This window comes from Arthrobacter sunyaminii (assembly GCF_018866305.1).
Taxonomy (GTDB): Bacteria; Actinomycetota; Actinomycetes; order Actinomycetales; family Micrococcaceae; genus Arthrobacter_B; species Arthrobacter_B sunyaminii.
The window spans coordinates 606785-618934 of sequence record NZ_CP076456.1 but is presented as its reverse complement, the minus strand read 5'-3'; the positions used below and the strand labels follow the sequence as shown (position 1 = coordinate 618934).

Sequence of the window (12150 nt, the reverse complement as noted above, 5' to 3'; positions counted from 1 at the left end):
TTCCCTACCTGCTGCGGGGTTGGTCAACTATTCTCGTGTCAGGGGCCGTTGAACGGCCAAGTCAGCCGCCGAATGTTCTTCTTCGGGTTCCCATCGGAGCAAGTCGCCGGGCTGACAATCAAGCACTTCACACAGCGCGGCGAGCGTGGTGAAGCGCACTGCTTTTGCCCGGCCGTTCTTGAGGACGGCGAGGTTGGCGGGAGTGATGCCGATGCGTTCGGCCAGGACTCCCACCGGCATTTTCCGTTTGGCCAGCATGACATCAATGTCCACGATGACGGGCATCAAATCACCTCGCCGAGTTCGCTGCGCAGCGCAGTTGCCTCAACATCGGTGGCGACGGCCCGGGCCAGCAGCATCCGCAGCACCAGGACGATCAGCGCAACCCCGGCGACGGCCACGCCCGTTCCTCCTATGAGCAGGACGACACCGGGGGCAACGCCTTCTCCCGGAGCGAGGACCGCTCCCAGACCGAACGTCAGCAGGGCACCCGCGCTTACGGCACCGATCACGACATCGACGTAACGGAAGGCCGCCGGAGAAAACACCGTTCCCCTCCGCACCATCGTCAGCAGGCACCAGACGCAGACCAGGGTGATCTGCACGCAGACAAGGCCCAGGACGATGAGAACGACGACGGGGACCCGGACGGCGTCTGCGCCCGGGCCCGCTTCCGTCAGGTCCGCTGCCAGCAGGGGCACTATAACTGTCTGCACAAACACGGTGCCGGCAAGGACCACAGCCAGCACAACGCGCAACGCCAGAATGGTCAGCTTGCCCATGGCGCTTCCCTTCCTCGACTGTTTCTCAAGACAAATCTATCGATAGTCGAGAGAAGCAGCAAGGGGTTCAGGCCGCGGCTGGTTCAGCGCCCGCGCCCCGCCGTTCCGCGGCATCCCGGGCCACAATATAGCCGTAGACCAGGCCCTGGCCGATGGTGGCCCCGGCGCCCGGGTAGCTCTTGCCGAAGACATTCGCTGCAGTGTTTCCGATGGCATACAGGCCATCCATGGCTGTGCCGTCTTCGGCCAGAACGCGGCCCCGCGCATCCGCCGTGAGCCCGCCGCAGGTACCCAGGTCACTCAGGACAATCTTGACGGCGTAGTACACATTTCCGGAAAGGGGGCGCAGGTTGGGGTTGGGCCGCACCGTTGGATCGCCGTAGTACCGGTCGTAGGCGCTGGAGCCCCGGTGGAAGTCCTCATCGACGCCGGCACCGGCCAGTTCATTGAAGCGGGAAGCCGTTGCCGCGAAGGTCTCCTCCGGCACTCCAATTTCCCGGGCCAGTTCCGCCAGGCTGTCCGCCTTAGCGGCAATTCCTTCCTTGTACCACTTCTCCGGCAGTGCCATCCGGGGAAAGAGGCTTCCGGCCAGGATGTAGCTGTTCCGGTACTCCTGGTCGAACACCATCCACATGGTGCCCACCGGGTTTCCCTGCTGTTCACGCTCCAGGACACGCTGCCCAAACGACATGTAGTCCTGGGCTTCGTTGACGAACCGGTTTCCGTTGCCGTCCACAATGAAGGACCCGGGGAGGGAGCGCTCGGCCAGCATGACCGACGGTGACCGTCCCGGCAGGGGCGCAACGGCCGGGAACCACCAGGACTGGTCCATCAGCGCTGTGCCGGCACCAATTTCCGCGGCAGCTTTAATGGCATCTCCGGTGTTTCCCTCGCTGCCGAAACTCCAGGCTTCCAGTGATTCGGACTGGTGCTTGTGCCGCATGGCCATGTCATGGTCAAACCCGCCTGCAGCCAGGACCACACCCTGCCGCGCGGTCACCGTGACCTCTCGCCCGTCCTGCTGCAGCACGGCCCCCGTCACCCTGCCGTCTGCGGTGATGAGCCGCACCAGGGACGTGTCCGTCCAGACGGGAATGCCGGCACCGAGCACCCCGGCGTACAAACCGGCCGCGAGGGCCTGACCACCGGCAACGTAGTCGCGCTTCAGCACGCGGCCTCCGACTCCCTGCACCACACGCGTTACCGCGGTCTTCAGGCCCTTGACGGGCACCTTGGAAATCAGGTTGAGCCAGCGGTAGTCCTTGCCCGTGATGGCCATCGGCAAGGACGACTCCATGGTCCCGCCCCGGAGCCGGCCTCGCTCCTCGCCGAGGGTATTGACATCAAACGGCCTGCATTCGCAGCTGCGCCCCGCCGCTGAGCCTCCCGGTTCCTCCGGGTGGTAATCCGAATACTCCTCGTCCCACAGGAATTTCATGGGCGTGGTCCGCTGCAGCATCTCCACGGTGGCGACTCCGTTGTCCAGGAAAGCCTGCCAGCGCTCCCGGGACGAGGTTCCGCCTACAACGGCGTCCACGTAGGCTGCGGCCCGCTCCGGTGTGTCCTTTGCGCCGGCGGCGTTGAGCACCGGGTTATTGGGAATCCAAAACGCGCCGCCGGACCGTGCCGTTGACCCGCCCACGGTGGCTGTCTTTTCCACGATCAGCACTGACGAACCCTGCTCGGCTGCCGCCAGGCCCGCAGCCATTCCGGTTCCTGAGCCGATGATGAGCAGATCCACCGTGGTGTCCTGTGCCGTGAACTTCCGTGCTGGTACCGGTAGTGCCATGTGCCGTCTCCCCGAGATTCTGTGGATGGTTTTCACGAACGCACCGCGACTATTCGCAGCATGCTGTGTGTGCACCCTAACCCGGAGATGAACTGAAACCCAGTTTCAACTCTGGTGCCGTGTCGCGCGGCCGGTTACCAGTCCTCGGAATGGAACACCCGGCGTCGAGCACTGAGCAGTTCCACTTCCGGACGGGCCGCCACCAGCCGTTCAACGGCGTCGAGCACCTCAGTAAGATGGGCAGCGTCCGCGGCCACCAGCCCAATGCCGAGTTCGGCCCGCCGATGCAGATCCAGTTGGCCCGTTTCGGCAGCGGAGACCTCATACTTGCGCCGCACCTCAGCCAGAATCGGCCGAATCACGGAGCGTTTGCCCTTGAGCGAGTGAACATCGCCCAGCAGCAGGTCGAATTCGATCATTCCCATCCACATGACACCCATGGTGGTTCAGCCCAGCCCGGGACGCCAGTGAGTGCGGACGCCCAACTGTCCATCCCTCTGTCTGCCGGTGATATCTTCGCTTAGATGAGCACCCCCACCAGAGCTCCTGTCCAACCCCGCCGCCGCAATGTCTTGTCCGGAGTGTTGGTCGGCATCGGCATTGCCGCCTTCGTGGACGAGGTGGTGTTCCACCAGCTGCTGCAGTGGCACCACTTTTACGATAAGTCCACCACCGCCGCCGGCCTCTTCTCGGATGGCCTGTTCCATGCCTTCGGCTGGTTTGCCGTGGTGGCCGGGTTGTTCCTGTTCGCCGATCTTCGCCGCCGGGCCATCCTGCTTCCCTCCCGGTGGGCGGGAGCCGTCCTGGTGGGGACGGGAGCGTTCCAGCTGTATGACGGCACCGTCCAGCACAAGCTAATGGAGCTGCACCAAATCCGTTACAACGTCCCACTGCTGCCCTATGACCTGCTCTGGAACCTGAGCGCGGCAGTGATGATCCTCGCCGGAGCGGTCCTGCTGTACCGGAGCCGGCACGCAGAACCCGTCGGCAGCCGCGCCGGAGCGTAACGGTGCATGAGCACCAGCCCGGCAGCTTCGGGGTCGAACTACTCATTCTGGTTCCGGCCGCCGCCGCTGTCACCGCTTACTGGGCCGGCGCCCTTTCCTCCCGCTCCAGGCCGTGGCCGTTGTACCGCGCCGTTCTGTTTACCGCGGGTGCCGCAGCTGTCCTGGCCACCGTCCTGGATCCGCTGGCAACCCGCAGCCACGCAAGCTTCGCTGTCCTGGGCATCACCCATCTGCTGGCCGGAATGCTGGGACCTGCGCTGCTGGTGCTCTCCCGTCCGGTCTCACTCGCGCTGCGCAGCCTGGATGTTGTGCCTGCACGGCGGCTGTCCCGCGTGCTCCGCAGCCGGCCGCTGCGCTTCCTGACCTTCCCCGTGACGGCAGCGGTCCTGAACGTCGGAGGCATGGTGCTCATGTTCCGGACCGGCCTCTTCACGGCCATGCAGGAATCGGCTCCAATTCACTGGCTGGTCACCTTCCACCTGGCCGCCGCGGGGTATCTGTACACGGCATCACTGGTGAGCCGGGATCCGATGCCGCACCGCGCCGGTTTTCGGCTGCGCGCAGCTGTGCTGATCCTCTCAGCGGCTGCCCACAACATCCTGGCGAAGACGCTGTACGCCGATCCCCCGCCGGGAGTTACACCGGCGGACGGCCAGGCAGGAGCCCTGATCCTCTACTACGGCGGCGGCGTGGTGGAAATTGGGATCATTTTCCTGCTGTGCCGCCAGTGGTATTTGTCCACCCGGCCGCAGCAGCGTCCCGCCAGCATCTAGCTCCGGCCGGCGGAAGAGACCTGCGCCCCTGTTCCGTCCCCCTCGGCCAGGCTGCCGTCCACCAGCGACACGATCATGGAACAGTCCTTTCCGGCGTGCCCGGCGTCCACCAGACGCTGGAAGAGCTGCTGGACGTGCTCGCCGATCTCCAACGGAGTGCCGGTGTCCCGCGCGGCGGCGATCGCCAGGTTGATGTCCTTGTTGGCCAGCTCGGCTGTGAAGGTGGGGGCGAAGTCATTGTTGGATGCGGCCGACGCCACCACGCCCGGCATGGGGTACCAGGTGCGCAGGGCCCAGCTGTCCCCCGAGGACACGGAGGCAATGTCCCAGAACACCTGCTTGTCCAAGCCGAGCCGATCGGCGAGGACCGCTCCCTCGGACGTTGCCGCCAGATTGATGAACAGCATCAGGTTGTTGCAAATCTTCGCAGCCTGGCCGGTGGTGGCTCCGCCGGTGGGAATGACATTTCCCGCCATGGGCTCGATAAAGGCAGCGGCTTCCTGCACCGGGCCCGGTTCACCACCCACCATGAACGTCAGCGTTCCGGCTTCGGCACCGCTGATCCCGCCCGAGACCGGTGCGTCGACAAAGCGGAAGCCGGCGGCAGCGGCGGCGTCGTGCAGTGCCTGAGCGGATTCAACGTCAATGGTGGAGGAATCGACCAGCAGGGTGCCGGTATCAGCATGGGCCAGCACCCCGTCCTCCCCCAGATAAACGGAACGGGAGTGCTCTCCTTTGGGCAGCATGGTGAAGACGACGTCGGCGCCGGCCACCGCATCGGCGATGCTGTCCACCGTCTCCACCCCGCGCTCTCCTGCTGCGGCCACTGCTGCAGGGTTCAGGTCATAGCCGCGGACGGTGTGCCCCGCCGCCACCAAGTTGGCCGACATGTAGCCGCCCATGTTTCCCAGTCCAATCCATCCCACTGCAGCCATGGTTGTAAGCTCCTTTGCTTATCAGGCACCTGCGGGGTGCAGGTGCGGATTCAGAATGTCATCCGGATCCAGCGCGTTCAAGACCACGGATCACCTGGCACGGTTACTTGCGGCGCCCGTTCTTGGCGTCTTTGGTTTTGGACGCCGCCAGCAGATCCGCTGTTCCCTGAGCATCGGCGGCATCAACGTCCTGCAGGGACAAGCCATTGGTCTCCCGCAGCATCAGCACGGAGAAGGCCGTGACGGCGCAGGCGCACAGCAGATAGACGGCCACCGGCGTGGACGAGTCGTATCGCTCCAGCAGCGACGTGGCGATGATCGGGGCCAACGAACCCGCAACGATCGACGTCACCTGATAGCCCAGTGAAACACCGGAATAGCGCATGCGGGTCGGGAACATCTCGGCCATGATGGCCGGCTGCCCCGCGTACATCAGCGCGTGGAACAGCAGACCGATGGTGACGGCCGCCAGGATCACCAGGTCATCCGCCGTATCCATCATCGGGAACGCGAAGAATCCCCAGGTGGCACCCAGCAGGGCACCGGCGAGGTAGACCGGCCGCCTGCCGAACCGGTCCGACATCCGCCCGACCATTGGTACGGCACAGAAATGGACGAAGTGCGCCACGAGCAGCAGGAGGAGAATCCGTGATGTGTCCACTTCCACGACCAGCCGCAAATAGGTGATGGAGAATGTCACCACCAGGTAATAGAGGATGTTCTCTGCGAAGCGCAGTCCCATGGCGGTGAAAACACCGCGCGGGTAGCGCTTGAAGACCTCGACCACGCCGTATCCCTTGGCCTCCTCCTCAACTTCCTTCTGCGCTTCCAGGAAGATGGGGGCGTCACTGACTTTGGTCCGGATGTAGTAGCCCACCAGCACGATGACCGCCGAAAGCCAGAAGGCCACACGCCAGCCCCAGCCCAGGAACGCGTCCTCGGAGAGTGTGGCGGACAGTGTGAACAGCACTCCGGTGGCGAGCAGGTTACCCATGGGCACCGCGGACTGGGGCCAGCTGGACCAGAATCCGCGTGATTTGTTGGGGCTGTGTTCCGCCACCAGAAGGACGGCGCCGCCCCATTCACCGCCGACCGCGAAGCCCTGGATAAAGCGCAGGATCACCAGCATGGCCGGCGCCCAGTAGCCTATTTGGTCAAAGCCGGGCAGACAGCCCATCAGGAAGGTCGAGGTGCCCACCAGAATAATGCTCAGCTGCAGCAGCTTCTTGCGCCCGAATTTGTCCCCGAAGTGCCCAAAGACAATACCGCCGATTGGGCGGGCAACGAAGCCGACGGCGTAGGTAACGAACGCGGCGATGATGCCGTCGAGTTCCGTTTCAGCATTAGGGAAAAAGAGTCTTGCGAAAACGAGCGTCGAGGCGGCCGCATAAAGGAAGAACTCGTACCACTCCACCACGGTGCCGGCCATGGACGCTGCAACAACCTTCTTCAATCCCTCCGGCGCGGGCTCTTTGCCGGCATTCTTGGGGGAACTGCCCTGCCCGGCCTCATCCTGCCGGGGAATTTCAGTGCTCATGGGGTGCTCCTGACGATGTCTCCGTTGACATTTCCCACCGGGCCCGATGGCAGGCGGCCGATGATGCATTGAGTATGGCCGCATATCGCCCCACACTCAATCCCCGCCAAAGGCCAGCTGCGGACCCCGGCATTGTGTCCTGCGCAACATTCCCCTAAGAATGGACTATGACGGTTACCCTAAGATCACTGGAAATTGCTGTCCCGCCCACCGTGCTGGTACAAACCGAAGCACGTGATGTCTTCGCCGCCCAACCCGGCCTTACCAGGCTGGGACAAAGGCTGGTGACCACCTGTTTCAACTCTGCCGCCATCGATACCCGACGCACTGCCCTGGCTGAGCTTTCGCTGTCCTACCGGACTGAAAATGCCAAATTCTTTGATGCCGAATCCGGCAATATGCTCAGTCCCAGCACCAAAACCCGGAACGATATTTTCGCGGCCGAGGCCACCAAACTTTTCATTGAATCCGCCCGCAAGGCCGTCGATGCCTGCGAGGGAATCGCCCCGGAAGACATCACCCATGTCATTACGGTTTCCTGCACCGGATTTTTCAATCCCGGACCTGATTACAAAGTAGTCCGGGCGCTTGGCCTGAACCCGTCAGTGCAGCGCTTCCATCTTGGCTTCATGGGCTGTTACGCCGCTTTTCCTGCGATGCGGGCAGCAAAGTCATTCTGTGATGCGGATCCAGACGCCGTGGTGCTGGTGGTCAGCGCGGAGCTGTGCTCTTTGCATGTGCGCACCTCCAATGATCCGGACACCATCATGGGATCCTCCCTTTTTGCCGACGGGGCAGCCGCAGCCGTCATTACGGCCCGGGACCTGCCGGGCAATGCTCCGGGTATTCAGCTGGACCATTTCGAAACCATCCTCACCCCGGTGGGTGAGGAATCCATGGCCTGGAACATCGGCGACGAGGGCTTTGAAATGGTTCTGGGAACCTATGTCCCGCACATCATTGACGACCACATTGTGGGCGCACTCGAACCGTTGCTGGCCCACGACCCGGGCCTTGCCGGGCAGGCCTACCGTGACATTGAACATTGGGCCATCCATCCGGGCGGCCGCAGCATCCTGGACAAGGTGGAGGCCAAACTCGACCTCACCGAAGAGCAGCTGGTTCCGGCCCGCGAAACACTGCGGAACTGGGGCAACATGTCCAGTGCAACGGTGATGTTTGTGCTCAAGCACATCATGGACCAGCCCTTCCGCGGCGGAAATGAGCGCATCTGCTCCATGGCCTTCGGCCCCGGGCTGACTGTGGAAACCGGTCTGTTCACCCGGGTTGGCGGTCCGGTAACCCCTGCCGCGACGGACGGTGCGGCTGAAGGAACTGCGGCTGAAGGAACTGTGGCCGAAGGAACCGCTGCGGAACAGGACCCGGCAAACCCGGCCGTTCCCGCTCCGGCAGGCGTGTGAGGACCGAAATCTCCACGGGTGCCCTGGCGCAGGGACCGTTGGTCCGGCGGCTCACCCCGCCGCACCTGCGGTCCCTCACCGAGCGGAACACGGATGCCGTGGAAGAAATGGACCGCTCCGACTGCGATCCGGCGAAACTGCGGCGGACCTACGAACAGTTTTGGTTGATCAACACCGTGGTCTCCGGCTGGCGGCGCAACTATGTCACCTACCTCCGTCCCAACTTCGACGCAGACCGGGTGAACACACTGTTGGATATTGGCTCCGGGGGCGGCGATGTCCCCCGGATGCTGGCACGCTGGGCCCGCCGCGACGGCCTGCAGCTGGAGATCACAGGAATCGATCCGGATGAGCGGGCACATGCTTTTGCGTCGTCGCAGACACCCATACCCGGTCTGGCTTTCCGGCAGGCATTCAGTTCCGAGCTGGTCGAAGAAGGCAGGACGTACGACGTCGTCATCTCCAACCACGTCCTGCATCACCTCACCGATGAGCAGTTCCGGTCCCTGCTGGCAGACTCGGAGCAGCTGGGCAGCAGGCTCAGCCTGCACAGCGACATTGAACGCAGCCGCTGGGGTTACGCCCTTTTCTCCGCCGGTACCCTGCCGTTCTTCCCGGGCAGCTTTATCCGCCGGGACGGACTGACCTCCATCCGCCGCAGCTACACAGCGGACGAACTGGCTGCCGCCGCTCCGCCCGGATGGAACTGCGTGCAGCACCGGCCGTGGCAAAACCTGCTGATGCATTCTCCGCCCGGGACGAAACCGTGACGGCGCAGGCGCAGCGTCCCGCCGCCGTCGCCGTTCCCCGGACGGAAACTGATGTGGCTGTGGTGGGCGGCGGACCCGTTGGCGTTTTCCTGGCGGTGCTGCTGGCCCAGGCCGGTGCCAGCGTGCAGGTTTTGGAACAGCGGCGCGAACGTTCGGCGCATTCGCGGGCCATCGGCATCCATCCCCCGTCGCTCGAGGCCCTGGCCGGTGCCGGAGTTGCCGAGAGGGTCACCGGTGAAGGCGTGCAGATCCGGCGCGGCGAAGCCCGCAGCAGCGGACGGCATGTGGCCGCCCTGGATTTCGCGGCCGCGTCCGAGCGGTTCCCCTACGTTCTGACTTTGCCGCAGCTGCGCACCGAAGCACTTTTGGAAGCGCGGCTGAAGGAGCTGGATCCTGGCGCCCTGGTGCGCGGAGTAAGGGTCACGGAACTGCACGACGACGGCGGCCGGGTCCGGATCAGCGGCGTCAGGACCGGTGCTTCCGACCGATCCGAAGAGTCAGGCGAATCAGGGGACATTGGAATGTCCGCACAGATTGTCGTGGCGGCTGACGGCGCGCGGTCCGGCGTTCGGCAATTGCTGGGAACCCCCTGCCGGACCCGCGCGCTGCGGGACACCTACCTGATGGGCGACTTCATTGACAGCACGGGAGACGGAAGCACCGCCGTGCTGTATCTGGAGTCCGGCGGCATCGTGGAGTCCTTCCCCCTTCCGGGCGGAATCCGCCGCTGGGTGGCCCATACCGATCAGCTGCTGGGCACGGCTACCGCGGCGGACTTGGCCGCCATGGTTGGAGAGCGCACCGGCGTCAGCCCGGATCCGGCTTCCAACACCATGCTCAGTGCCTTTGCGGTGCGCACCGGCCTGGTCCGGAATCTGGTGCGCGGGCGCACGGTTCTTATTGGCGATGCGGCCCACGAGGTCAGTCCGATTGGCGGCCAGGGCATGAACCTCGGCTGGCTGGATGCGGCGGCGCTCGCTCCCATCATCACCGCCTCACTGGACGGGCGGGACGTCGGAGCGTCTTTGGCGGTCTACGAGAGGCAGCGACTCCGGGCTGCCCGGGTAGCTTCGGCGCAGGCTCAGCTGAACATGGCTCTCGGCCGTCCGCTGGCCCCTGCACTGCTGGCCGCCCGGAACGCCGGCCTGGCCCGGGTTCTGCGCTCCCCCGCGGCAGGCAATCTTGTGGCCCGCCGGTTCACGATGCAGTAACCCGGTCGTCCCTGGCGCCTGCGCTTAGCAGAAAGGCACCGGCCCGGCCCCTGAACGGGGTCGGGTCGGTGCTTGTTTATATAGGTGCTTGATAGGGCCTCTTTAGATAGGGCCTGTTTCGATAGGTGCCTCTTTCGATAGGTGCCTTATATACGATAGGTGCCTTATATAAAGGCGCCCTGCAGCCGGACTGGATCAGTGTGTTCCGGTCCCGCCCCGGGCGGCTCCAGCTGTTGAGCGTGGGCGCGTTGCCGCGTCGCCGCCCGGCGCTGTGCCGGTATCGGATGCTGTGCCGCCGTCGGGCGCTGTGCCGGTGCCAGCTGCCGCGCTGAGGGTTTCCGAGCTTCCGGTCAGATCGGGATTAGCCTGCGGCATGGGCGCGGGAGTGATGTCCAGCGTGCGTCGCAGCACCTGCTCCTTGATCAGGAGCACTGCGATCAGGGCCACCACTGAAATCACGGCGGCAATCTGGAAAATCGTGGCCGTGGCGTCACCGTAAGCGGCGCGGAAAATACCCTGAATGGCCGGCGGCATGCCGCCGATGTCGAGCGAGTCGCCGGCACCGCCGTCGGACACGGGAATGTTGGCGGCACGCAGGCCGTCAGCAGCCCGGCTGCTCACGGAGCTGGACATCACGGCGCCCAGAACGGAGACGCCCACGGCGCCGCCGACGGTGCGGAAGAACGCGATCGATGCGCTGGCCGAACCTACCTCGGAGACCCGGACCGTGTTCTGCACAGCCAGAACCAGGTTCTGCATCAGCAGCCCCATGCCCAGGCCGAGGACAAAAATGTACAGGCTAACCAGAAGCATGTCGGTTTCGTGATCCATGGTTCCGGCCAGGCCCGCACCGGCGATGACCATGATCGTGCCGGCAATCAGGAACCGCTTCCACTTGCCAAAGCGGCTGATCAGCTGACCGGATCCCACGGAACCGGCCAGGTTGCCCGCAATCATTGGCAGCATCAGCAGCCCGGCTTCCGTGGGGCTGAACCCGCGGGCGATCTGGAAGTACTGGCCCAGGAAGGTGGTGGAACCAAACATCGCGATACCCACGGTCACAGAGGCAACAATGGACAGCGCCGTGGTGCGCTCGCGGATGATCTTCAGCGGGATGATGGGCTCGCGGACCTTGGATTCCACCAGGACCAGCAGGGCCAGGAGCACGACGGCGCCGCCAACCATGGCTGCGGTCTGCCAGGACATCCATTCGTAGTAGCCGGCCTTTCCGGCGAACGACACCCAGATCAGCAGCAGCGAAACTCCGGCGGTCAGCAGGATCGACCCGAGCCAGTCAATGCTGACCTTGCGGCGGGTGTGCGGCAGGCGAAGCGTGACCTGAAGCAGGAACAGTGCCACTACGGCCAGCGGCACGCAGAGGAAGAAGGTCCACCGCCAGCCCAGCGGGCTGTCCACGATAAACCCGCCCAGCAAGGGACCGCCGGCAGTGGCCACAGCCATCACCGCGCCCATATAGCCGGAGTACCGGCCGCGTTCGCGCGGCGGAATGATGGAGCCGATGACGGCCTGCGTCAGGGCGGTCAGGCCGCCCATGCCCAGGCCCTGGACCACACGGGCAGAGAGCAGGACGGTCATGTTGTCCGCCAGCCCCGCAATGACCGAGCCAATCACGAAGACAATGATGCTTAGCTGGACCAGCAGCTTCTTGCTGAACAGGTCCGCCAGCTTGCCCCAGATAGGGGTGGAGACGGCGTTGGCCAGCAGCGCCGCTGTGACCACCCAGGCGAAGTCCGTCTGGGTTCCGTGCAGATCGGCCATGATGGTCGGCAGCGCGTTGGCCACGATAGTGGTGCTCAGCATGGCGGTGAACAGTGCGGCCAGCAGGCCGGTCAGGGCCTGCAGGATCTGCCGGTGGCTCATCTCGCCCGGAACGTGGTCCTGGCGTGCAGGCTTGCCGTTCCTGC

Annotated in this window: 12 protein-coding genes; 5 read left to right on the top strand and 7 right to left on the bottom strand. The window is 64.5% G+C overall.

The window, feature by feature from the left end:
- Positions 1-27 precede the first annotated feature (27 nt).
- From KG104_RS02815 to KG104_RS02800, 4 genes are all read right to left on the bottom strand, one after another.
- Entirely contained in the window at positions 28-285 is a 258-nt protein-coding gene (locus KG104_RS02815) for a helix-turn-helix domain-containing protein (protein WP_207348539.1), read from the bottom strand.
- The gene (locus KG104_RS02810) at positions 285-782 is read right to left on the bottom strand and encodes a DUF2975 domain-containing protein (RefSeq protein ID WP_207348538.1); all 498 of its coding nucleotides are present in this window, start codon (positions 780-782) and stop codon (positions 285-287) included. The genes KG104_RS02815 and KG104_RS02810 overlap by 1 nt, the downstream gene beginning before the upstream one ends.
- A 67-nt stretch (positions 783-849) precedes the next feature.
- On the bottom strand, positions 850-2571 hold the full coding sequence (locus KG104_RS02805; protein WP_207348537.1) for a 3-ketosteroid-delta-1-dehydrogenase: 1722 nt from the start codon (positions 2569-2571) through the stop codon (positions 850-852).
- A gap of 134 nt (positions 2572-2705) precedes the next feature.
- Positions 2706-3002 (bottom strand): DUF503 domain-containing protein, encoded by a 297-nt coding sequence (locus KG104_RS02800; RefSeq protein ID WP_104056236.1) that lies wholly within the window; start codon positions 3000-3002, stop codon positions 2706-2708.
- 93 nt (positions 3003-3095) lie between these two features.
- Here KG104_RS02800 and KG104_RS02795 point away from each other — a divergent pair, with 93 nt between their 5' ends.
- Together KG104_RS02795 and KG104_RS02790 are read left to right on the top strand one after the other, a co-directional pair.
- Entirely contained in the window at positions 3096-3578 is a 483-nt protein-coding gene (locus KG104_RS02795; RefSeq protein WP_104162151.1) for a DUF2243 domain-containing protein, read from the top strand.
- 2 nt (positions 3579-3580) lie between these two features.
- Positions 3581-4351 carry a cytochrome c oxidase assembly protein gene (locus KG104_RS02790; protein ID WP_207348536.1) on the top strand — a complete coding sequence of 257 codons (771 nt, stop codon included), beginning with the start codon at positions 3581-3583 and terminating at the stop codon, positions 4349-4351.
- Here KG104_RS02790 and mmsB read toward each other — a convergent pair.
- Both mmsB and KG104_RS02780 read right to left on the bottom strand, forming a co-directional pair.
- On the bottom strand, positions 4348-5286 hold the full coding sequence (gene mmsB / locus KG104_RS02785; protein WP_207348535.1) for a 3-hydroxyisobutyrate dehydrogenase: 939 nt from the start codon (positions 5284-5286) through the stop codon (positions 4348-4350). The two genes, KG104_RS02790 and mmsB, sit on opposite strands and share 4 nt — an antisense overlap.
- A 103-nt stretch (positions 5287-5389) precedes the next feature.
- Entirely contained in the window at positions 5390-6823 is a 1434-nt protein-coding gene (locus KG104_RS02780; protein WP_104056159.1) for an MFS transporter, read from the bottom strand.
- Positions 6824-6990: 167 nt separating this feature from the next.
- Here KG104_RS02780 and KG104_RS02775 point away from each other — a divergent pair, with 167 nt between their 5' ends.
- From KG104_RS02775 to KG104_RS02765, 3 genes are read left to right on the top strand one after another with little or no spacing between them, the layout of a single operon-like run.
- Positions 6991-8244, top strand: coding sequence for a type III polyketide synthase (locus KG104_RS02775; RefSeq protein ID WP_207348534.1), 1254 nt, complete (start codon positions 6991-6993; stop codon positions 8242-8244).
- Positions 8241-9014 (top strand): class I SAM-dependent methyltransferase, encoded by a 774-nt coding sequence (locus tag KG104_RS02770; protein ID WP_307859013.1) that lies wholly within the window; start codon positions 8241-8243, stop codon positions 9012-9014. Before KG104_RS02775 ends, KG104_RS02770 begins: the two co-directional genes overlap by 4 nt.
- Positions 8969-10225 (top strand): FAD-dependent oxidoreductase, encoded by a 1257-nt coding sequence (locus KG104_RS02765; protein ID WP_237688650.1) that lies wholly within the window; start codon positions 8969-8971, stop codon positions 10223-10225. The genes KG104_RS02770 and KG104_RS02765 overlap by 46 nt, the downstream gene beginning before the upstream one ends.
- A gap of 195 nt (positions 10226-10420) precedes the next feature.
- Here KG104_RS02765 and KG104_RS02760 read toward each other — a convergent pair whose 3' ends face one another.
- The gene (locus tag KG104_RS02760) at positions 10421-12106 is read right to left on the bottom strand and encodes an MDR family MFS transporter (protein WP_207348570.1); all 1686 of its coding nucleotides are present in this window, start codon (positions 12104-12106) and stop codon (positions 10421-10423) included.
- Between the last annotated feature and the right edge of the window lie 44 nt (positions 12107-12150).

Bases quoted from the DNA above. Each gene is read 5' to 3' on its own strand.
- KG104_RS02800 (WP_104056236.1), bottom strand. From the start codon at position 3,002: ATGTGGATGGGAATGATCGAATTCGACCTGCTGCTGGGCGATGTTCAC.
- KG104_RS02760 (WP_207348570.1), bottom strand. From the start codon at position 12,106: ATGAGCCACCGGCAGATCCTGCAGGCCCTGACCGGCCTGCTGGCCGCA.
- KG104_RS02780 (WP_104056159.1), bottom strand. From the start codon at position 6,823: ATGAGCACTGAAATTCCCCGGCAGGATGAGGCCGGGCAGGGCAGTTCC.
- KG104_RS02795 (WP_104162151.1), top strand. From the start codon at position 3,096: ATGAGCACCCCCACCAGAGCTCCTGTCCAACCCCGCCGCCGCAATGTC.
- KG104_RS02810 (WP_207348538.1), bottom strand. From the start codon at position 782: ATGGGCAAGCTGACCATTCTGGCGTTGCGCGTTGTGCTGGCTGTGGTC.
- mmsB (WP_207348535.1), bottom strand. From the start codon at position 5,286: ATGGCTGCAGTGGGATGGATTGGACTGGGAAACATGGGCGGCTACATG.
- KG104_RS02775 (WP_207348534.1), top strand. From the start codon at position 6,991: ATGACGGTTACCCTAAGATCACTGGAAATTGCTGTCCCGCCCACCGTG.
- KG104_RS02805 (WP_207348537.1), bottom strand. From the start codon at position 2,571: ATGGCACTACCGGTACCAGCACGGAAGTTCACGGCACAGGACACCACG.
- KG104_RS02815 (WP_207348539.1), bottom strand. From the start codon at position 285: ATGCCCGTCATCGTGGACATTGATGTCATGCTGGCCAAACGGAAAATG.